The organism is Pseudomonas tehranensis (genome assembly GCF_014268615.1).
Taxonomy (GTDB): Bacteria; Pseudomonadota; Gammaproteobacteria; order Pseudomonadales; family Pseudomonadaceae; genus Aquipseudomonas; species Aquipseudomonas tehranensis.
This window is the reverse complement of sequence record NZ_JABWQV010000087.1, coordinates 1-18,624: the sequence shown is the minus strand read 5'-3', so window position 1 is coordinate 18,624 and position 18,624 is coordinate 1. Positions and strand designations below refer to the sequence as shown.

General features: G+C 59.2%; 20 protein-coding genes. 8 read left to right on the top strand and 12 right to left on the bottom strand.

Going from position 1 to position 18,624, the window contains the following annotated elements; genetic code table 11:
• Positions 1-37: 37 nt before the first annotated feature.
• Together erpA and argC are read right to left on the bottom strand one after the other, a co-directional pair.
• Positions 38-388: an iron-sulfur cluster insertion protein ErpA gene (gene erpA / locus HU811_RS14650; RefSeq protein ID WP_003206114.1), complete on the bottom strand. Its 351-nt coding sequence runs from the start codon at positions 386-388 to the stop codon at positions 38-40.
• A 155-nt stretch (positions 389-543) separates the two neighbouring features.
• Positions 544-1,578 (bottom strand): N-acetyl-gamma-glutamyl-phosphate reductase, encoded by a 1,035-nt coding sequence (argC, locus tag HU811_RS14645; RefSeq protein ID WP_047228042.1) that lies wholly within the window; start codon positions 1,576-1,578, stop codon positions 544-546.
• Between the two features lie 134 nt (positions 1,579-1,712).
• On the opposite strand from argC, the gene hemJ reads away from it, so the two are divergent.
• The 6 genes from hemJ to coq7 all read left to right on the top strand — a co-directional run bounded on the left by hemJ (position 1,713) and on the right by coq7 (position 6,154).
• Positions 1,713-2,144: a protoporphyrinogen oxidase HemJ gene (gene hemJ / locus HU811_RS14640; protein WP_186656629.1), complete on the top strand. Its 432-nt coding sequence runs from the start codon at positions 1,713-1,715 to the stop codon at positions 2,142-2,144.
• 35 nt (positions 2,145-2,179) lie between these two features.
• Positions 2,180-3,148 carry an NAD(P)H-dependent flavin oxidoreductase gene (locus HU811_RS14635; protein WP_092400986.1) on the top strand — a complete coding sequence of 323 codons (969 nt, stop codon included), beginning with the start codon at positions 2,180-2,182 and terminating at the stop codon, positions 3,146-3,148.
• Between the two features lie 52 nt (positions 3,149-3,200).
• Positions 3,201-4,160: a DUF805 domain-containing protein gene (locus HU811_RS14630; RefSeq protein WP_092455624.1), complete on the top strand. Its 960-nt coding sequence runs from the start codon at positions 3,201-3,203 to the stop codon at positions 4,158-4,160.
• A gap of 62 nt (positions 4,161-4,222) precedes the next feature.
• Positions 4,223-5,011 (top strand): SDR family NAD(P)-dependent oxidoreductase, encoded by a 789-nt coding sequence (locus tag HU811_RS14625; protein ID WP_186656627.1) that lies wholly within the window; start codon positions 4,223-4,225, stop codon positions 5,009-5,011.
• Positions 5,012-5,093: 82 nt separating this feature from the next.
• Complete coding sequence (locus HU811_RS14620; protein WP_003316306.1) at positions 5,094-5,432, top strand: histidine triad nucleotide-binding protein; 339 nt, start codon at positions 5,094-5,096, stop codon at positions 5,430-5,432.
• 74 nt (positions 5,433-5,506) lie between these two features.
• A complete protein-coding gene (gene coq7, locus HU811_RS14615; RefSeq protein ID WP_092400977.1) occupies positions 5,507-6,154 on the top strand; it encodes a 2-polyprenyl-3-methyl-6-methoxy-1,4-benzoquinone monooxygenase in 648 nt (215 codons plus the stop codon).
• A 126-nt stretch (positions 6,155-6,280) separates the two neighbouring features.
• Here coq7 and speD read toward each other — a convergent pair whose 3' ends face one another.
• Both speD and HU811_RS14605 read right to left on the bottom strand, forming a co-directional pair.
• Entirely contained in the window at positions 6,281-7,075 is a 795-nt protein-coding gene (gene speD / locus HU811_RS14610) for an adenosylmethionine decarboxylase (protein ID WP_047228048.1), read from the bottom strand.
• A 239-nt stretch (positions 7,076-7,314) separates the two neighbouring features.
• Positions 7,315-7,737 (bottom strand): OsmC family protein, encoded by a 423-nt coding sequence (locus HU811_RS14605; RefSeq protein ID WP_003206127.1) that lies wholly within the window; start codon positions 7,735-7,737, stop codon positions 7,315-7,317.
• 234 nt (positions 7,738-7,971) lie between these two features.
• Here HU811_RS14605 and crp point away from each other — a divergent pair, with 234 nt between their 5' ends.
• Positions 7,972-8,616, top strand: a complete 645-nt coding sequence (gene crp, locus HU811_RS14600; protein ID WP_047228049.1) for a cAMP-activated global transcriptional regulator CRP — start codon at positions 7,972-7,974, stop codon at positions 8,614-8,616.
• Here the strand turns inward: crp and HU811_RS14595 are convergent.
• From HU811_RS14595 to HU811_RS14580, 4 genes are read right to left on the bottom strand one after another with little or no spacing between them, the layout of a single operon-like run.
• Positions 8,613-9,311: a lipoate--protein ligase family protein gene (locus HU811_RS14595; protein ID WP_186656625.1), complete on the bottom strand. Its 699-nt coding sequence runs from the start codon at positions 9,309-9,311 to the stop codon at positions 8,613-8,615. The two genes, crp and HU811_RS14595, sit on opposite strands and share 4 nt — an antisense overlap.
• A 4-nt stretch (positions 9,312-9,315) precedes the next feature.
• On the bottom strand, positions 9,316-10,152 hold the full coding sequence (gene trpC, locus HU811_RS14590) for an indole-3-glycerol phosphate synthase TrpC (RefSeq protein ID WP_186656624.1): 837 nt from the start codon (positions 10,150-10,152) through the stop codon (positions 9,316-9,318).
• The gene (gene trpD, locus HU811_RS14585; RefSeq protein WP_092400967.1) at positions 10,149-11,198 is read right to left on the bottom strand and encodes an anthranilate phosphoribosyltransferase; all 1,050 of its coding nucleotides are present in this window, start codon (positions 11,196-11,198) and stop codon (positions 10,149-10,151) included. Before trpD ends, trpC begins: the two co-directional genes overlap by 4 nt.
• 9 nt (positions 11,199-11,207) lie before the next feature.
• Positions 11,208-11,801 (bottom strand): aminodeoxychorismate/anthranilate synthase component II, encoded by a 594-nt coding sequence (locus tag HU811_RS14580; RefSeq protein ID WP_092400964.1) that lies wholly within the window; start codon positions 11,799-11,801, stop codon positions 11,208-11,210.
• 410 nt (positions 11,802-12,211) lie between these two features.
• Here HU811_RS14580 and estP point away from each other — a divergent pair, with 410 nt between their 5' ends.
• On the top strand, positions 12,212-14,119 hold the full coding sequence (estP, locus tag HU811_RS14575; RefSeq protein ID WP_186656621.1) for an esterase EstP: 1,908 nt from the start codon (positions 12,212-12,214) through the stop codon (positions 14,117-14,119).
• 118 nt (positions 14,120-14,237) lie between these two features.
• On the opposite strand, the gene trpE is transcribed toward estP, so the two are convergent.
• The 4 genes from trpE to HU811_RS14555 all read right to left on the bottom strand — a co-directional run bounded on the left by trpE (position 14,238) and on the right by HU811_RS14555 (position 18,506).
• The gene (gene trpE / locus HU811_RS14570) at positions 14,238-15,719 is read right to left on the bottom strand and encodes an anthranilate synthase component I (RefSeq protein ID WP_186656616.1); all 1,482 of its coding nucleotides are present in this window, start codon (positions 15,717-15,719) and stop codon (positions 14,238-14,240) included.
• Between the two features lie 70 nt (positions 15,720-15,789).
• Positions 15,790-16,608 carry a phosphoglycolate phosphatase gene (locus HU811_RS14565; RefSeq protein WP_186656613.1) on the bottom strand — a complete coding sequence of 273 codons (819 nt, stop codon included), beginning with the start codon at positions 16,606-16,608 and terminating at the stop codon, positions 15,790-15,792.
• Positions 16,605-17,279, bottom strand: coding sequence for a ribulose-phosphate 3-epimerase (rpe, locus tag HU811_RS14560; protein ID WP_092400955.1), 675 nt, complete (start codon positions 17,277-17,279; stop codon positions 16,605-16,607). Before rpe ends, HU811_RS14565 begins: the two co-directional genes overlap by 4 nt.
• Before the next feature lie 78 nt (positions 17,280-17,357).
• Positions 17,358-18,506, bottom strand: coding sequence for an iron-containing alcohol dehydrogenase (locus tag HU811_RS14555; protein ID WP_092400952.1), 1,149 nt, complete (start codon positions 18,504-18,506; stop codon positions 17,358-17,360).
• Between the last annotated feature and the right edge of the window lie 118 nt (positions 18,507-18,624).

Genomic DNA, 18,624 nt, shown 5'->3' with positions numbered 1-18,624 from the left:
AGCGCCGTAAGGCGCTGCGGCGTTCTTATTTAAAGCCTCAGATCGAAAACGAAGAACCGCATCCACAGGTTGTGGTGGCGTTAGGGTTCTTGATGACGAACCGCGATCCTTCCAGTCCTTCCTGATAATCCACCTCAGCACCCGCCAGGTACTGGAAGCTCATCGGATCGACCACAAGACTGACACCTTCGCGCTCGACGATGGTGTCGTCATCAGCCACTTCCTCATCGAAAGTGAAGCCGTATTGAAAACCCGAACAACCGCCGCCCGTCACAAAAACGCGCAGCTTTAAACGATCATTCCCCTCCTCATCGACCAGGCTCTTCACCTTGTGCGCGGCACCGTGGGTGAATTGCAAAGCCGTGGGGGTGAAGGTTTCGACGCTCATGCTGAATATCTCCCGGCGCTTACGCCGCCATAATGCGTGATGACGCGCATTATCCGCTTCTCCTAGAAAATCGGTCAACTATTTGAAGGACAGCGGCAAGCTACAAGCTCTGAGCTGCAAGCGGGTCGTCCCAAGCTTGCAGCCGCAGAGTAGCCTTAGGGCAACATCCCGGCATGGGACAGACCCAGACGCTCATCCAGCCCGAACAGAATGTTCAAGTTCTGCACAGCCTGACCGGACGCGCCTTTGACTAGGTTATCGATGACCGACAACACCACTACCAGATCGCCATCCTGCGGGCGATGCACCGCGATCCGGCAAACGTTCGCGCCGCGCACGCTGCGAGTTTCAGGGTGGCTGCCGGCCGGCATCACGTCGACGAACGGTTCGTTGGCATAACGCTTCTCGAACAACGCTTGCAGGTCCACGGAACGGTCGACGACGGTTGCGTACAGCGTGGAGTGAATGCCGCGAATCATCGGCGTCAGATGCGGCACGAAAGTCAGGCCGACATCCTTGCCTGCGGCGCGACGCAGCCCCTGGCGGATTTCTGGCAGATGCCGGTGGCCTTTGACTGCATACGCCTTCATGCTTTCCGACGTCTCGGAGTACAACGAGCCGACACTGGCACCACGGCCGGCACCGCTGACACCGGACTTGCAGTCGGCGATCAGACGCGACGCATCAGCAAGCCCCGCCTCGAGCAGCGGCAGGAAACCCAGTTGCGTTGCCGTTGGATAGCAGCCCGGGACAGCGATCAACCGTGCCTGCCTGATTTTCTCGCGATTGACTTCCGGCAAGCCGTAGACCGCCTCGTCCAGCAGATCTGGCGCACCATGTGGCTGGCCGTACCATTTGGCCCACTCTTCAGCGTCCTGCAGACGGAAATCTGCCGACAGGTCGATGACCTTGGTCCCGGCGGCCAGCAGCTCGCCTGCCAGAGCATGGGCAACACCGTGAGGCGTGGCGAAGAACACCACATCACAGGCCCCGAGGGTCTTGATGTCCGGAACGCTGAACGCCAGGCCATCGTAATGGCCCCGCAGGTTCGGATACATGTCAGCGACGGCCAGTCCAGCCTCGGATCGGGAGGTAATGACCACCACCTCAGCCTGCGGATGCTGTGCCAACAGACGCAGCAGTTCGACACCGGTGTAACCCGTGCCGCCGACGATACCGACCTTGACCATATACCTGCCCTCAACGAACCCACTGGAAAGCTGTCGATGATAGGGGCCGCGCGGCCCGGCGACAACCGCCAAGGTGACGTGTGGCCGCTCTAGCCTCTACTATCGGGCTACCGTGAATCTGGGAATACACCAAAATGCTCTATCTATGGCTCAAAGCACTTCATATAGTCAGCATGGTCTGCTGGTTCGCCGGCCTGTTCTACCTGCCGCGCCTGTTCGTCTATCACGCCCAAAGCGAAGACAGCGTCAGTAAAGAACGCTTCATCGTCATGGAGCGCAAGCTGTATCGCGGCATCATGGGGCCGGCGATGATCGCCACTCTGGTATTCGGCATCTGGCTGCTCAGCCTCAACGCAGCAGCCTACTTCACTCAAGGCGGTTGGATGCACGCCAAGCTGACCCTGGTGGTGTTGCTGATCGGCTATCACCATATGTGCGGTGCGCAATTGAAGCGCTTCGCCCGTGGCGAAAACACCCGCAGCCATGTCTTTTATCGCTGGTTCAATGAAGTGCCGGTTCTGATATTGCTGGCTATCGTAATTCTGGTCGTGGTTCGGCCCTTCTAACTTTCAATCAGCACCACTTATCCGGGGTACTTCCGATGTCGCTGCCCGCTCTGCTTGAACAACGTTTGCGCCTGCCCGTCGTGGCAGCGCCGATGTTTCTGATTTCCAATCCACAGCTGGTACTGGCCTGCTGCCGCAACGGAATCGTCGGCAGCTTTCCGGCGCTGAACCAGCGCGAAAGCAGTGGTTTCAAGGCTTGGCTGGAAGAAATCGAAGCGGGCCTGGCAACCATGGAAAACCCGGCGCCCTATGCCGTGAACCTGATCGTCCATCACAGTAACCCGAGGCTTCAAGCCGACCTGGCCATCTGCATCGAGCATAAGGTGCCGATTGTCATCACCAGCCTGGGCGCCGTGAAGGAACTGGTGGATGCGGTTCACAGCTATGGTGGGCTGGTATTCCACGATGTCACCACGCGCCGTCATGCCGAGAAAGCTGCCCAAGCCGGTGTCGACGGCTTGATTGCGGTTGCCGCCGGGGCAGGTGGACATGCCGGGACCTGGAGTCCTTTCTCTCTGGTCGCTGAAATTCGGCAGTTCTTCGATAAAACCCTGCTGCTTGCGGGATGCCTGAACCACGGCCATCAGATTCTGGCCGCCCAACTGCTTGGCGCGGATTTGGCCTACTTCGGCACACGCTTTATCGGCACGACCGAAAGCCATGCGCCTGACGCTTATAAAGAGATGTTGCTCACATCCAGAGCCGCAGACATCGTGCATACTCCTGCGGTGTCCGGGGTGCCGGCCAGCTTCATGCGCCAGAGCCTGGAAAACGCCGGTTTCGACCTGGCCGCCCTGCAGGGCAAGGGTGAGGTGGATTTCGGTTCAAAACTCAAGCCGCTGAACGATGAAGCCAAGGCCTGGAAAACCGTATGGTCCGCAGGCCAGGGTGTGGGTGAAATCCATGATCTGCCAAGTGTCGATCAGCTAGTGGCACGCCTGGATGAAGAATACCGGCAGGCGCAGGCCCGCGCGACACAACTCGGCGGCCAATGGCCCCGCTGAAATCAACCGGATCAAAACCATTGCTTAACCTTATGAGACAAGGATGCCTGGCATGAGCGAAACCCGTTTCAATATCGTATTCGATGGAGCCCTGCTACCGGGTGTCGATTCCACCACAGCCAAGCTTAACCTGGCTGAACTGTTCAAAAGCGATGTCAGTGCCATTGAGCGGTTGTTCAGCGGGCGCAAGGTAGCGCTTAAAAGCAACCTGTCCCAGGCCGAAGCGCAGAAGTACCTGGAGGCTCTCAACAAGAGCGGGATCGATGCTCGAATCGAAGCCGAGCCTTCCCTCGAACTGAACCTGGACGAGGTACAGCATTCGCCGCTGCCGTCGAACGGACGCCACCCGGACTCAATCATCGACCCGGTATCGCCCTACGCGCCACCCCGAGCCGAGGTGGGTGAAGCAATGGCCGAGTACAGCACGCTCAAGCCCTTCAGCTTCGATGGGCGCATCGGACGATTGCGCTTCCTGGGCTGGACCATGGTCTTGACTCTGGTCATGCTGTTTGTGGTGGGCACAGCCTTTTCATTGGGCTTGACCTGGTTCCTCGCCTCCAGCTCCACGGCGGCAATGATCGTCGGCGGCCTGCTGGGACTGATCATCGCACTGGGCTTTGCTTATGTAAGCATCCAGTTCAGCGTCCAGCGCCTGCACGACCTGGGTTGGTCCGGGTGGTTGTGGTTGCTCAACCTGGTACCGTTCGTGGGCAGTGTCTTCCCCTTCGTACTCATGGCCTTGCCCGGCAACACTGGCGCCAATCGCTATGGCCCCCCGCCGCCGCCCAACAGCACCGCGGTCAAGGTACTTTCGTCGCTGTGGATTGTCATGATCGTGGTGGCTTTCCTTGCCGCAATGGCCGGGGCATTCAGCGGCATCACAGAGGAATACGACAGCAGTTCCTTGAGCAGCTATGAGAGCAGCGAGCTCATTGATGAAGACACAGCAGAACCAGCCGTCGAAGCAGCCGAGCCTGCTGCGCCTTCTGTAGACTATGAAGAGGAACAATAAGCGCGCTTCGTGCCGGTGACAGCTCAGTCCACTGGCGACGGGCCGTTGCGATGGAGAACTGCATGACCCGTTACGCTCTGATCACTGGCGCCTCCAGTGGCATTGGCCTGGCAATGGCCGAAGCACTCGCCCGCCGCGGTCGCGACCTGATATTGGTGGCTCGACAGCGTGATCGGCTGGAAAGTATTGCAATCGAACTGACTCAGCGTTTTGGCGTGGAGGTGTTGTTCCGGGCTTGTGACCTGGGAGAACCGCTGAGGCTTTCAGGCTTTCTGCTTGAACTGGAAGAAGGCGAGCGACAAATCGACTTGCTGGTCAATTGTGCCGGTATCGGCACCAGCGGGCCGTTCCTGGGCCAGGACTGGATGACCGAGCAGGATCTGATCGAAGTCAACATCCTCGCCCTGACGCGGCTCTGTCACTCGGTGGGCAACAGCATGGCGCTGCAGGGCGGTGGCCAGATCCTGAACGTTGCATCAATCGCCGCGTTCCAGCCTGGCCCTTGGATGAGCACCTATCACGCCAGCAAGGCTTATGTGCTGCATTTCTCCGAAGCCCTGCGGGTCGAGCTGAAAAAAAGTGCAATAAGGGTATCGGTGCTTTGCCCCGGCCCGACACGAACCAGCTTTTTCGCCAGGGCGCAGCTCAATGAACAGAAACTCAACGACAGCCAAACCCTGATGAGCCCGGAGGAAGTCGCGCTGTATGCCGTGCGCGCACTGGAAAAAAACCGCGCGATCATCATTCCTGGACGCCGCAATCGCTGGCTGGCGGCGTTGCCGCGACTGGGCCCGCGATGGCTGGTTCGCACGATTGCCGGCATGACCAACAAGGCCTGCTGCCCCCGCTGAATGCCTTTTCCCGTGAAAAACCGGGCTCGCCAATCGCGCCTTAAGTACACTCAAGCTCGACTAACCCAACGGAGAAACAGCTGTGGATACTCTGTTTACCAAGATCATCAACCGGGAGATTCCGGCCAAGATCATTTACGAAGATGATCAAGTTCTGGCGTTCCACGACATCGCCCCGCAAGCACCTGTGCATTTCCTGGTCATCCCAAAGAAACCGATTCGCACGCTCAATGATCTGACCGAAGAAGACAAAGGCTTGGCCGGGCATATCCTGTTCACTGCCCAGCGCCTGGCGCTTGAACTGGGTTGCGAAGAAGGTTTTCGTGTGGTGATGAACTGCAATGAACTTGGGGGACAGACCGTCTATCACATTCATATGCATGTGCTTGGGCAGCGCCAGATGAATTGGCCGCCGGGTTGATACCCTGACCCAACGCAAATCCTGAGCGGCCGATTGAGTTAAACTGGCCGCCGTGATTTTTCCCGGAGGTAAGCATGACTACCCAACGTCACTACTCACCGATTGACCGCCTACTGCTGCAAGCTGATACCGCGATGCGTACGCTGCTGCCCTTCAGTGGTCAGCCCTACCGTCCATCGCCGGCTATCGTGCAGCCGGACGCGCAAATGAGTGATGAGCAAACCCGCCATGTCGCTGGGCTGATGCGCATCAACCACACCGGTGAAGTCTGCGCCCAGGCGCTGTATCAGGGCCAGGCGCTGACGGCGAAGCTGCCCCAGGTACGTGAGGCGATGGAGCATGCCGCCGAGGAAGAAATCGACCATCTGGTCTGGTGCGAACAACGCATTCACCAGCTGGGCAGCCATACCAGCGTCCTGAACCCGTTGTTTTACGGGATGTCATTTGGAATCGGCGCAGTGGCCGGGCTGATCAGCGACAAAGTCAGCCTAGGCTTTGTGGCGGCCACTGAACATCAGGTGTGCAAACACCTGAATGAGCACCTGGAGCAATTGCCGGCCGAGGACGAAAAGTCCCGGGCGATTCTGAAGCAGATGCGCGAGGACGAAGAGCACCACGCCGAAAGTGCGCTTGAGGCCGGCGGGTTTCGTTTTCCAGCGCCGGTGAAGTTTGGCATGAGCCTGTTGGCCAAGGTCATGACCAAGAGCACCTATCGAATCTGATCGTGCAAGGGTGGCGAGGGGCTATTCCCACACCATAGCGTTGCATGCCTGAGCGTGCATTCACGTTCTACAGACACTAAAAAAGGCGACTCCCATGGGGAGCCGCCTTTTTTGTAGCTGAAACCTTCAGCGTGGCATGTTGCGCGCGTAGAAAATTTCCAGCATCTCGTGTTTGACACGGTCTTCCACCTGATCCCGCTGTTCAGCAGAGAGGTTGCTGGTGGCGTCCCCGAACAGGTAGTTATCAAGCTCGAAGTTCTTGAGCAGCATTTTGGTGTGGAACAGGTTTTCCTGGTACACGTTCACGTCGGTCATCTGGTACGCGTCGCGAGTGTCTTCGGAGAGATAGTTCTGAATCGAGTTGATCTCGTGATCGATAAAGTGCTTATGGCCTTCAACGTCGCGAGTAAACCCACGCACGCGGTAATCCACCGTCACGATGTCTGAGTCGAACTGATGAATCAGGAAATTGAGTGCCTTGAGCGGTGAAATGACGCCACAGGTCGACACGTCAATGTCCACACGGAACGTCGCAATACCATCCACCGGGTGTATTTCCGGGTAGGTATGTACCGTAATGTGGCTCTTGTCGAGGTGGGCCAGGATGATTTCCGGCAATGGGCCCGGGGACTCTTCGATCTGGCTGTCGGTCGGTGTCACCGGTTCTTCCGAGATCAGAATGGTCACGCTGGCGCCTTGGGGTTCATAGTCCTGACTGGCGATGTTCAGGATGTTGGCACCAATGATATCGACAACTTCCGTGAGGATCTGCGTGAGGCGCTTGGCGTTGTACTCTTTATTGATGTACTCGACGTAGGCCTGCTGGTCCTGCGGGGTTTCCGCATAGCAGATGTCATAGATGTTGAAGCTCAAGGTCTTTGTCAGGTTATTGAACCCATGGAGCTTGAGTTTGCTTTTCACCGTTTGAAAACTCTCTATGTATTGCGGCCTGGCCGCGTGATCAAGCATGCCCGTCAGATGCGAACGACGCACCTGCGTAGGACGGTTAACACCTCTTCGCGATGGCGATTTTGGTTGTCTGTCCAGACAAGGGACCGGTCGGTGGACCGATCACTGCCCTGAAAAAAGTGGCGCATTATGCAGAGGTCGGCTTCTGATCGCCAGAGCTTGCACTGCTTTTATGATGGTTGGATGTCGATTCAACCCAATTCGATGATTTCATAATCGTGGGTGATTTCAACTCCGGCGGCGCCGAGCATGATGGAAGCCGAGCAATATTTCTCGGCTGACAGCTCAATGGCGCGCTTGACCTGGGCTTCCTTCAAGGCACGCCCCTTCACCACGAAATGCATGTGAATCTTGGTGAACACTTTCGGGTCTTCGGTGGCGCGTTCCGCTTCCAGGAAGGCTTCGCAACTTTCGACGGCCTGGCGCGATTTTTTAAGGATGCTGACCACGTCGAAGTTACTGCAGCCGCCCACGCCCAGCAGGAGCATTTCCATCGGCCTTACACCCAGGTTCCGACCTCCGGCTTCTGGCGGGCCATCCATGACGACCACATGACCGCTACCTGACTCACCGAGGAACATGGCTTCGCCAGCCCATTGGATGCGTGCCTTCATCGCCAAGACTCCACTGTCTGAAAAAAGGGTCGCCAGCTTAGCACAGCCCCCCGCCACGGCGGCTTCTGCCTTAGGAGGCATGACAAATACACGTAGGTAAATTCTCAAATCAATTAGGGACGCCTCTGTTAAGCTGGCGCCAATTAGCTGGCGTATGGCCAGCTATCGCGATTGCCATTCGCGCCCCACAAAAAATCCAAATCAATACATCGCGCAGTCTTTCGGGATACAACCATGGTTGCCATTACTCCCACACCCAAGATCAAGAATCTCGACAAACTCTTGATGCATTGTCAGCGTCGCCGCTACCCGGCCAAGCACAACATCATCTGCGCTGGCGATCGCTCCGACACCCTGTCTTTCATCATCAAAGGGTCGGTCACGATCCTGATCGAGGATGATGACGGTCGCGAAATGATCATCGCCTATCTCAACGCCGGGGATTTCTTCGGCGAACTTGGATTGTTTGAACAGGCAGGCAAAGAACAGGAACGTAGCGCCTGGGTACGGGCCAAGGTCGAATGTGAGGTCGCGGAGATCAGCTACAGCAAGTTCCGGGAACTGTCGGTGCAGGATCCCGACATTCTTTACGTCCTCAGCGGACAAATCGCACAGCGCCTGCGCAACACGACCCGCAAGGTGGGCGACCTCGCCTTCTTCGACGTGACCGGTCGCGTCGCCCGCTGCTTGCTGGAACTGTGCAAGCAACCCGATGCCATGACCCACCCGGACGGCATGCAGATCAAGGTGACCCGCCAGGAAATCGGCCGGATTGTTGGTTGCTCGCGGGAGATGGTCGGTCGTGTGCTCAAGGATCTGGAAGAGCGCAACCTGGTCAGCGTCAAAGGCAAGACCATGGTGGTGTTTGGGACGCGTTAGGCGAGCAGCCTGGTAAGCAGTTCCCGGTACAGTGCCTCAAGCCGCTGCAACGCGTGCGGCGCCGGGAATTTTTCATGCAAGGCAATATGACTCTCGGCGCGCACTCGCTGCGCCAGGCCACAGGCCTCATTGAAACGATTGACCGCGGCAACCATCGATTCGCGTTCGTTCTCCAGCAACAGGGCTCCATGCACCAGACCCACCGGGCGTTGACCACCCTTGCTCTGACGCCAGCGCTGAGCGGTGCCGACCATTTTCCGGCCGTCGAGATTGACGTTGAATCGACCGTCGCAGAACGCACCCTCGACTTCACCCAACGAAGCTACCCCACCCAGTTCATCCAACAACTGGCAGATCGGATCACACAACCGGCGATAACCGGTTTCGATGCGGCCATGGTCGCCTTCACTACGCGGCGGCGCGTAAACCAGGGCGATATTGACGGTGGCGGCAGACTGCGGCACCGGCTCACCGCCGGTTTCGCGCAGCAGCACTGGCCAGCCGTGGGCCGCCGAGATCTGGCAGGCGTGTTCGAACCCCGGTAAACGACTCAAACGACGAGGCATGACCAGCGCGCGATCATTGGGCTGCCAGAACAACAAGCCGAACTCAGCGTCGCCTGCACAGATGCTGGCCAGCAAATCCTGTTCGGCTTGCAGACCGGCTTCGACGGTCAGGGAAATCACGGGCGACATTGAATCAATCCAGCGTCGAACCGCTTATCGGAACGCCGCGTTCAGGGAAGAACAGACGTTGCAACTCGGTACCCGGATTTTCCGCGCGCATGAACGCTTCGCCCACCAGGAACGAATACACATCGCTGACTTCCATCAGCTCGACATCGGCCCGGTTCAGGATCCCGCTCTCGGTGATCACCAAGCGATCACGCGGGATACGCGGCAACAAATCCAGAGTCGTTTCCAGGCTGACTTCAAAAGTATGCAGGTTGCGGTTGTTCACGCCGACCAGCGGAGTATCGAGGGTCTTCAAGGCCCGCTCCAACTCCTCGCCATCGTGGACCTCCACCAGGACATCCAGGCCAACGCCTTTGGCGACCGCCGCCAGCTCGGCCATTTTCACATCGTCCAGGGCGGAAACGATCAACAACACGCAGTCTGCGCCCAGCGCGCGGGCTTCAACGATCTGGTAAGGATCGATCATGAAATCCTTGCGAATCACCGGTAGCTTGCACGCCTCCCGCGCCTGCTTGAGGTATTCATCGGTGCCCTGGAAAAAATCGATATCGGTCAGTACCGAAAGGCAAGTCGCACCGCCCTTCTCATAGCTCTTGGCGATGTCGGCGGGGATAAAGTGTTCACGAATCACGCCTTTGCTGGGGGACGCCTTTTTAATTTCGGCAATCACCGCTGGCTGCTTTTGCTTGGCCTGATCGATCAGCGCCTTGGCAAAGCCACGCGGCGCATCCGCTGCCCGCGCCAAGGTTTCCAGCTCTGCCAGACTGACCCGAGCACTGCGTTCGGCCACCTCTTGAGCCTTGCGAGCCAGAATGTTTTCCAGAACCGTTGGCACACTCATCCTTCGTTCTCCACTTTGAATACGGCGGTAAATGCACCCAACTCTTCGAGTTTTTCCCTGGCAAGGCCGGTGTGCAACGCATCATGGGCCAGTTCCACGCCCTGCTTGAGGCTGCTGGCGTGATCCGCCGCATACAACGCGGCGCCCGCATTGAGTACGATCATCTCGGCGGCCTTCTGGCCATTTTCGGTCTTGCGGCGCCCCAAGGCATCGCGAATCAGTTCCAGCGACTGGGCCGGCCCATCCACCGCCAGTCCATGCAGGCTCTGGCTCTTCATGCCCAGGTCTTCAGGTTCGACCCAATACTCGCTGATCTGATCATTTTTTAATTCAGCCACGTACGTCGGTGCAGCCAGGCTGAATTCGTCCAGGCCATCCTTCGAATGGACCACCAGCACATGCTTGCTACCCAGACGCTGCAAGACCTCGGCCAGAGGCCGGCACAATGCCTGGCTGAACACACCTACCACTTGATGCTTCACGCCGGCCGGATTCGTAAGCGGGCCGAGCATGTTGAACATCGTCCGCAGGCCCAGATCACGACGCGGCGCGGCAGCGTACTTCATGGCACGGTGGTGGGTCTGGGCGAACATGAAACCGATACCCACGTTATCGATGCAACGCGCCACCTGTACTGGCGTCAGGTTCAGGTAGATCCCCGCCGCCTCCAGCAGGTCGGCGCTGCCGCTCTTGCCGGAGACCGCACGATTGCCATGCTTGGCGACGGTGCAACCGGCCGCGGCGACGACAAAGGCCGAGGCAGTGGAAACGTTGAAGATATTGGCGCCGTCCCCGCCGGTGCCTACCACATCCACCACGCCATCCAGGGTCTTGAGTTCGACCTGGTCCGCCAGCTCGCGCATGACCGAAACGGCACCCACGATCTCATCGATGCTCTCGCTCTTCATGCGCATGGCCATCATGAACGCGCCGATCTGCGCATCCGAGCATTGGCCGGTCATGATCTCGCGCATCACATCACGCATCTCGTCGGTGCTCAGGTCGAGATGGCCGACGATACGGCTCAGGGCTGTCTTGATATCCATGAAAAGTCCTTAGCGCGTGCCGCCGGTTTGTTTGAGGAAGTTGGCGAACAGCTCGTGACCCTGTTCGGTGAGAATAGACTCGGGGTGAAATTGCACGCCCTCGATATTCAACGTTTTGTGACGAAGCCCCATGATTTCATCCACAGAGCCGTCCTCGAGCTGAGTCCAGGCGGTCAGCTCCAGACAATCTGGCAGGGTTTGGCGCTTGACGATCAGGGAGTGGTAGCGGGTGACAGTCAGCGGAAGATTCAGGCCTTCGAATACGCCCTTGTTCTCGTGAAATACCGGGCTAGTCTTACCGTGCATGACTTGCCGGGCGCGCACCACCTCGCCGCCAAAGGCCTGGCCGATCGACTGGTGCCCCAGGCAGACACCCAGGATCGGCAGCTTGCCGGCGAAATACTTGATGGCTTCGATGGAAATGCCCGCTTCGGTCGGCGTGCAAGGGCCGGGAGAGACCACGATGCGCTCGGGCTTGAGGGCTTCGATTTCGGCGATAGTCAGTTCGTCGTTGCGCACGACCTTGACCTCGGAGCCCAGCTCGCCAAGGTACTGCACAACGTTGTAGGTAAAAGAGTCGTAGTTATCGATCATCAGCAACATGGCGTAAGCAACCTATTGAATTCACTGACTTGAAATACAGCCTTCGGAGAGTGACCCGCGCGGTGCTGCGCTTGGCGAGGCGTGTGATGGGCCAGCGAAGCGACGTTCAAGCGGGTAAAGAAGGCAAATCGGTACAGGTCCGGCCAGGCCGGCAGAGAACGTTCAGGCGCGCCAACGCCAACGGGCGTGTGCCTTGATCAGTTGATCCGGAAATTTGCTGATAATCGACACGGGGAAAGTCTCGTTCATACGTTCCGGCACAGTAGCTTAGCTGGGCGGAGCACGCAATATGACGATCCCCGAAGGGCTTGGAAACAATCGCGATGTACCTGATGGATGGCAAAACGCCGGAAGTTTTTGGTACTGTCGTTTCGTTTTCTAACAACAATAAGATAAAAACGGACTTTCTCATGCTAAGAAAAACGTTGTTCGTACCAATGGCCGGCTGTCTGCTGGCGATGGCCTGCGCCCAAGCGAGCGCCGCGCCCAATCCCTACTCCAGCTTCATCGTGTTTGGCGACAGCCTCAACGATGCCGGCCAGTTTGCCGACCCGGACGGTCCGTCAGGGGCCACGCAACGCTTTACCAACCGCACAGGCCCGCTCTATCTCGACGGAAGCGGCGAATCCTATTCCCTCAATTCCACCCAACTGCTGGGCGGACGGTTGGGCTTTTCCGCCGATGAAACCGCGGCATCCACCTCGGCGGTTCGTGCTAGCGAAGGCCAGGCCGATGGCAACAACTGGGCCGTGGGCGGGTATCGTACCGACCAGATCCTCGAGTCGATTACCGGCGTTTCCGACACGGGTGAGCGCAGCCGTGACGGATACCTGCTGTCCAACGGCCTGCGTGCCGACCCGAACGCGCTGTACTACCTTTCCGGGGGCGGTAACGACTTCCTCCAGGGCTTGGTACTGACCCCAGCCCAGGCGAGCGCCGCCGCGGACCGCCTGGCCGACAGTGTCCAGGTACTGCAAACCGCCGGTGCCCGTTATGTGATGGTCTGGCTGCTGCCCGATCTGGGCCTCACCCCTGCGCTCAATGGCACGCCTTTGCAAGACGCCGTTTCGCAGCTCAGCAACCAGTTCAACCAGCAACTGGTCACGCGGCTGCAAGGCATTGATGCCGAAATCATTCCACTGAACGTTCCGCTATTGCTGCAGGAAAGTTTCGCCGATCCAGCACGATTCGGCCTCGCCACCGGCGAGAACCTCACCGCCACCTGCTTCAGCGGCAACGGCTGTACGGAAAACCCCACCTATGGCATCAACAGTGCGACGCCAGACCCCACCAAGCTGATCTATAACGACTCGGTCCATCCCACCGAGTCTGGCCAGCAACTGATCGCCGATTACGCCTTTTCCCTACTTGCGGCGCCATGGGAGCTGACATTGCTGCCGGAAATGGCTCACTCGACCCTGCGCGCCCATCAGGATGAGTTGCGCAGCCAGTGGCAATCGGATTGGGAGAACTGGCAAGCCGTCGGACAATGGCGGGCGATCGTCGCAGGCGGCGGCCAGCATCTGGACATGGACAGCCAAAGCAGTGGCGCCAGCGCCGACGGCAGCGGCTACAGTTTGAATGTCGGGGGCAGCTATCGTCTCAACGAGGCTTGGCGCGTGGGTGTAGCCGCCGGTTTCTACCGCCAGGACATGGAGGCAGGCAGCAACGATTCGGACTACAAGCTCAACAGCTACCTGGCTACCGCTTTCGCCCAGTTCCAGCAGAACCGCTGGTGGGCCGATGCGGCGTTGACCGGCGGCAAGCTCGACTACGACAACCTGGAGAGAAAATTCGACCTGGGCGTCAACGAAGCGCAGGAAAAGGGCGACACCGACGGTCATCTGTGGGCATTCAGCACGCGGGTGGGCTACGACATCGCCCAACCGGGCAGTCAGTGGCACCTGTCACCGTTTATCAGCGCCGATTATGCGAAGGTGGAAGTCGACGGCTATTCAGAAAAGAGCAGCCGCTCCACCGCCCTGACCTTCGATGATCAGACCCGCGACTCGAAACGCCTGGGCATTGGCTTGCAAGGCAAATACAACTTCACCCGTCAGACCCAGGTGTATGGCGAATATGCCCACGAACGCGAGTACGAAGACGACACCCAAAAGGTGAACATCGCCCTCAACAGTCTTCCGGCCAATGATTTCACGCTTGAAGGCTATACGCCGCAGAGTCATTTGAATCGCCTGAGCCTAGGGGTCAGCCACAAGTTGACCAACGATCTGGCCCTGCGCGGCGGTTATACGCTGCGCAAGGACGATGACTTTACCCAGCAGGGGGTGAGTGTCGGGGTCAGTCTGGATTTCTGATCGGGATAACCCTGTGGGAGCGAGCCTGCTCGCGATGAGGCCGTCATGTTCGACACATGCATCGCCTGACAGTCCGCTATCGCGAGCAGGCTCGCTCCCACAGTTGATCGGCTTCTATTCAGTCGCTTGGGGTCTGCTCGGCCAGCGCCACGGCACGGAACATTGCCCGGCGCTTGTTCAGGGTTTCTTCCCACTCCAGCACCGGCACCGAGTCGGCCACGATCCCGCCGCCGGCCTGCACGTGCAGCTCTCCGTCCTTGATGACGGCGGTGCGGATGGCAATGGCAGTGTCCATGTTGCCGTTCCAGGCAAAATAGCCCACGGCCCCGCCATACACCCCACGCTTGACCGGTTCCAGTTCGTCGATGATTTCCATGGCGCGGATTTTCGGTGCGCCAGACAACGTTCCTGCCGGCAGGATGGCCCGCAGGGCATCCATCGCCGTCAGCCCGGCCTTCAACTGGCCTGTGACGTTGGAGACGATGTGCATCACGTTGGAATAACGCTCGATGACCATCTTTTCGGTGAGCTTCACCGAACCGACTTCCGAGACGCGCCCGGTGTCATTGCGGCCCAGGTCGATCAACATCAGGTGCTCAGCGATTTCCTTGTCATCCGACAGCAGGTCCTCTTCCAGCGCCCGGTCGGCTTCCTCCGTGGCGCCACGGGGACGAGTGCCAGCGATAGGTCGCACAGTGATCAGGTTGTCTTCGACCCGTACCAGCACTTCGGGTGAACTGCCCACAACGTGGAAGTCACCGAAGTTGAAGAAGTACATGTAAGGCGTCGGATTGAAACAGCGCAGCGCCCGATACAAATCGATCGGTGCGGCCTTGAAGTCAATGGACATGCGTTGCGACGGCACCACTTGCATACAGTCGCCGGCCAGGATGTATTCCTTGATGGTATCGACGGCCCTTTCGTAATCGTCCTGCGTGAAGCTGGAACGGAACACCGGGTCGGCCGCCGACTGTTTACTGAAATCCAGGCCAGGACGCGGCGTGATCGGCTGCCGGAGTTTTTCCAGCAGCGCCTGAAGACTTTTCTGACCTTGCTCGTAGGCGTCTTCCCGGGACGGATCGGCCAGGACAATGGCGTGCATCTTGCCAGCGAGGTTATCGAAGACGACCACTGCATCAGAGACCATCAGCAGAATGTCCGGCACGCCCAGCGGGTCCGGGTTCGGGCAGGTGCCCAGACGCTTTTCCACGTAGCGTACGCAGTCATAGCCGAAATAACCCACCAGACCACCGTTGAATCGCGGCAGCCCGGGGATGGTGGGCACGTTGTAGCGGGCCTTGAAGGCTTCAACGAAGGCCAGCGGGTCTTCGACCTCCAGGCTTTCGATCTCGACGCCGTCATGGGTCACGCTGACACGATGGTCATGGACCCGCAGCACCGTGCGGCACGGCAGGCCGATGATGGAATAACGCCCCCACTTCTCACCGCCCTGCACCGATTCGAGCAGGTAGGAGTTGGGCTCATCGGCCAGCTTGAGGTAGATCGACAGCGGTGTGTCGAAGTCGGCCAGGGTTTCGCAGGCAAGCGGGATACGGTTGTAGCCGGCAGCGGCTAGACGCAGGAATTCTTCGCGGATCATGGTGTGCCTCGTGGCAGGAGGAGCTGACAGTCAGGTATGCAAACGCGCCGGATAACCGGCCAGGATCAGGTCAGGCGCGCCAACGCCAGCGGGCCAGGGCCTTCATGACTTTCATCCAGAGTTTGCGAGTGACCACCACGATGGCGTTTCCAGAAGAGGATTGAACAGCGTCGGGCAACGTTATCTCAGCGGCCGGGTCCAGGCAACCGGGAATTAACAGACGCAAATCGTCGATCACCAGCGTGGGAAACTCTTCGGCGATCGGCCGGCCATGGTTGTAGCCGTAGCTCAGCGCCACACATTTGACCCCGGCTGCTTTCGCCGCCAACACATCGCTGCGCGAGTCGCCGACGAACAGCGATTGAGAGGCCGGGATGTTGGCCATTTTCATCACGAAAAACAGCGCGGCCGGGTCAGGTTTTTTCTGTGGCAGGGTATCGCCACCGATGATCCAGCGAAAATAACGACCGATTTTCATCTGATCCAGCAGGGGCGCGACAAAGCGCTCCGGCTTGTTGGTGATCAGGGCCATCTCCACACCTTGCTTGTGCAGCCACTTGAGGGTGGAACGCACACCGGGGTAGACAACGGTCAGTTCGTGATTGCCTTCATAGGCTTCGTTGAACAACTCCAGCGCCCGCTCGGCCTCGGCGTCATCGACGCCCTGGGCATCGATGTGGTTGGCCAAGGCCCGCCGCACCAGCATGGGCGCGCCGTTGCCGACCCATTGGCGCACGGCGTCAATTCCGGCGGACGGACGACCGAGCTTGAGCAGCATGTTGTCCACGGCCGCCGCCAGGTCCGGCACCGAGTCGACCAGAGTGCCGTCGAGGTCGAACATCACCAGACGCGGCAAACTGCCGGGAAACAGCTGCTCGAACCCGCTCATGGGCGGGCCAGAGCCAGTTCGGCGCGCATTTTTTCAATGACCTCTTTGTAGTCCGGCGCATTGAAAATGGCCGAGCCTGCGACAAAGGTGTCGGCACCGGCCTCGGCGATTTCGCGGATGTTGTTGACGTTCACACCACCGTCGATCTCCAGGCGGATATCACGGCCCGATGCCTTAATCAGCGCGCGGGCTTCGCGCAGCTTGTCGAGCGTGCCAGGAATGAACTTCTGCCCGCCGAAGCCGGGGTTGACGCTCATCAGCAGGATCATGTCGACCTTGTCCATCACGTACTTGAGCACGTCCAAGGGCGTCGCCGGGTTGAACACCAGGCCGGCCTTGCATCCGCCTTCGCGGATCAACTGCAGGGAGCGGTCGATGTGCTGGGTGGCTTCGGGGTGGAAGGTGATGTAGGTGGCGCCGGCCTCGATGAAGTCGCCGACGATGCGATCCACCGGGCTGACCATCAGGTGCGCGTCGATCGGCGCCGTGACGCCGTACTTGCGCAGCGCTGCGCAGACCATCGGGCCGATGGTCAGGTTGGGTACGTAATGGTTGTCCATGACATCGAAGTGCACGATGTCGGCGCCGGCGGCCAGAACGTTGTCCACTTCCTCGCCCAGGCGGGCAAAGTCGGCGGAGAGAATCGACGGAGCAATAGCGAAGGGCTGCATGACGCACCTGTTTTGAGCGAAATCACGATGGCGCGCATTGTATACCTCAAGATTTGGCGCGCCCACCGTGGCAGACGATCAATACGCCGCGCGGTAGATCTTCTCGATATCGCTGGCGCTCAGTTTGCGTGGATTGTTGCGCATCAGTCGCTCTATTCCGGCCGCCTCCACCGCCATGGACGGGATCACCTCGTCCGTCACCCCCAGGCTGCTCAGGCCCTGGGGGATTTCCACGGCAGCACACAGCGCAACCATGGCCTCCACGGCTTCGTCAGCGGCTTCAAGGTCGCTCAGATGCGCGGTCTTAATGCCCATGGCTTCGGCAATGTCGCGCATGCGCTCGACGCAAGCCATCTTGTTCCATGCCATGACATACGGCAGCAACAAGGCGTTAGCCACACCATGGGACACGTGAAAACGCCCGCCCAGCGGATACGCCAGCGCATGCACCGCCCCGACCCCGGCATTGCCAAACGCCATGCCAGCCATCAGGCTTGCCGTGGCCATGTCTTCGCGAGCTTGCAAATGAGCGGGGTTGGCGTAGGCCTTGGGCAAGGCGCGGGTGATCAGTTTTATTGCGCCGATAGCCAAGGCATCGGTGATCGGCGAGGCATTGAGCGACAGGTAGGACTCGATGGCATGCACCAGCGCATCGACGCCACTGGCGGCGGTCACGCTCCGGGGGCAGGTGAGGGTCATCTGCGGGCTGACCAGCGCTACGTCCGGCAGCAGATAATCGCTGACGATACCTTTCTTAAGCTGCGCGGCCTTGTCGGAGAGGATGGCCACGTTAGTGACTTCCGAGCCGGTCCCGGCCGTGGTGGGGATGGCGATCATGGGCGCGCCTTTGCGCGGGACCTGATCGACTCCGAACATATCCTGCAGCTCGCCGTGGTAACCGGCGTAGACCCCCACGCATTTGGCGATGTCGATGGCACTGCCGCCGCCCAGGCCGATCAAGCCATCATGGCCGCCGTCGCGGTAGGCCTGCATGCAATCTTCGACGATGGCTATTTCCGGATCGGGCATGACCCGGTCGAAAACCTCGTAGTCGCGCCCACCCAAATGCTGCAACGCCAGCTCCACGGTGCCGGACTTGACCAGCGCAGCGTCGGTGACGATCAATGGGTTGTCGACATCCAGCCGCGTCAGCTCGGCCGCCAGTTGCTCAATGGCAGCGGCACCGGTGATCAGTTTGTGGGCGATCTTGAATGAGGAAAGACTCATGTGCGCGGCCTCTTGTTCGAGTATGGGCTGGCACAAGGATAGCTCGGTATTTAAGGTTGTCTTGCATTCAGCCCATGAATACCCCGCAAACCTGTGGGAGCGGGCTTGCTCGCGAATG

Coding starts and splice junctions, on each gene's coding strand:
- erpA (WP_003206114.1), bottom strand. CDS start 388: ATGAGCGTCGAAACCTTCACCCCCACGGCTTTGCAATTCACCCACGGT.
- HU811_RS14625 (WP_186656627.1), top strand. CDS start 4,223: ATGACCCGTTACGCTCTGATCACTGGCGCCTCCAGTGGCATTGGCCTG.
- HU811_RS14565 (WP_186656613.1), bottom strand. CDS start 16,608: ATGAGCGGGTTCGAGCAGCTGTTTCCCGGCAGTTTGCCGCGTCTGGTG.
- rpe (WP_092400955.1), bottom strand. CDS start 17,279: ATGCAGCCCTTCGCTATTGCTCCGTCGATTCTCTCCGCCGACTTTGCC.
- HU811_RS14630 (WP_092455624.1), top strand. CDS start 3,201: ATGAGCGAAACCCGTTTCAATATCGTATTCGATGGAGCCCTGCTACCG.
- HU811_RS14580 (WP_092400964.1), bottom strand. CDS start 11,801: ATGTTGCTGATGATCGATAACTACGACTCTTTTACCTACAACGTTGTG.
- argC (WP_047228042.1), bottom strand. CDS start 1,578: ATGGTCAAGGTCGGTATCGTCGGCGGCACGGGTTACACCGGTGTCGAA.
- estP (WP_186656621.1), top strand. CDS start 12,212: ATGCTAAGAAAAACGTTGTTCGTACCAATGGCCGGCTGTCTGCTGGCG.
- coq7 (WP_092400977.1), top strand. CDS start 5,507: ATGACTACCCAACGTCACTACTCACCGATTGACCGCCTACTGCTGCAA.
- trpE (WP_186656616.1), bottom strand. CDS start 15,719: ATGATCCGCGAAGAATTCCTGCGTCTAGCCGCTGCCGGCTACAACCGT.
- hemJ (WP_186656629.1), top strand. CDS start 1,713: ATGCTCTATCTATGGCTCAAAGCACTTCATATAGTCAGCATGGTCTGC.
- HU811_RS14635 (WP_092400986.1), top strand. CDS start 2,180: ATGTCGCTGCCCGCTCTGCTTGAACAACGTTTGCGCCTGCCCGTCGTG.
- crp (WP_047228049.1), top strand. CDS start 7,972: ATGGTTGCCATTACTCCCACACCCAAGATCAAGAATCTCGACAAACTC.
- trpD (WP_092400967.1), bottom strand. CDS start 11,198: ATGGATATCAAGACAGCCCTGAGCCGTATCGTCGGCCATCTCGACCTG.
- HU811_RS14595 (WP_186656625.1), bottom strand. CDS start 9,311: ATGTCGCCCGTGATTTCCCTGACCGTCGAAGCCGGTCTGCAAGCCGAA.
- trpC (WP_186656624.1), bottom strand. CDS start 10,152: ATGAGTGTGCCAACGGTTCTGGAAAACATTCTGGCTCGCAAGGCTCAA.
- HU811_RS14605 (WP_003206127.1), bottom strand. CDS start 7,737: ATGAAGGCACGCATCCAATGGGCTGGCGAAGCCATGTTCCTCGGTGAG.
- HU811_RS14555 (WP_092400952.1), bottom strand. CDS start 18,506: ATGAGTCTTTCCTCATTCAAGATCGCCCACAAACTGATCACCGGTGCC.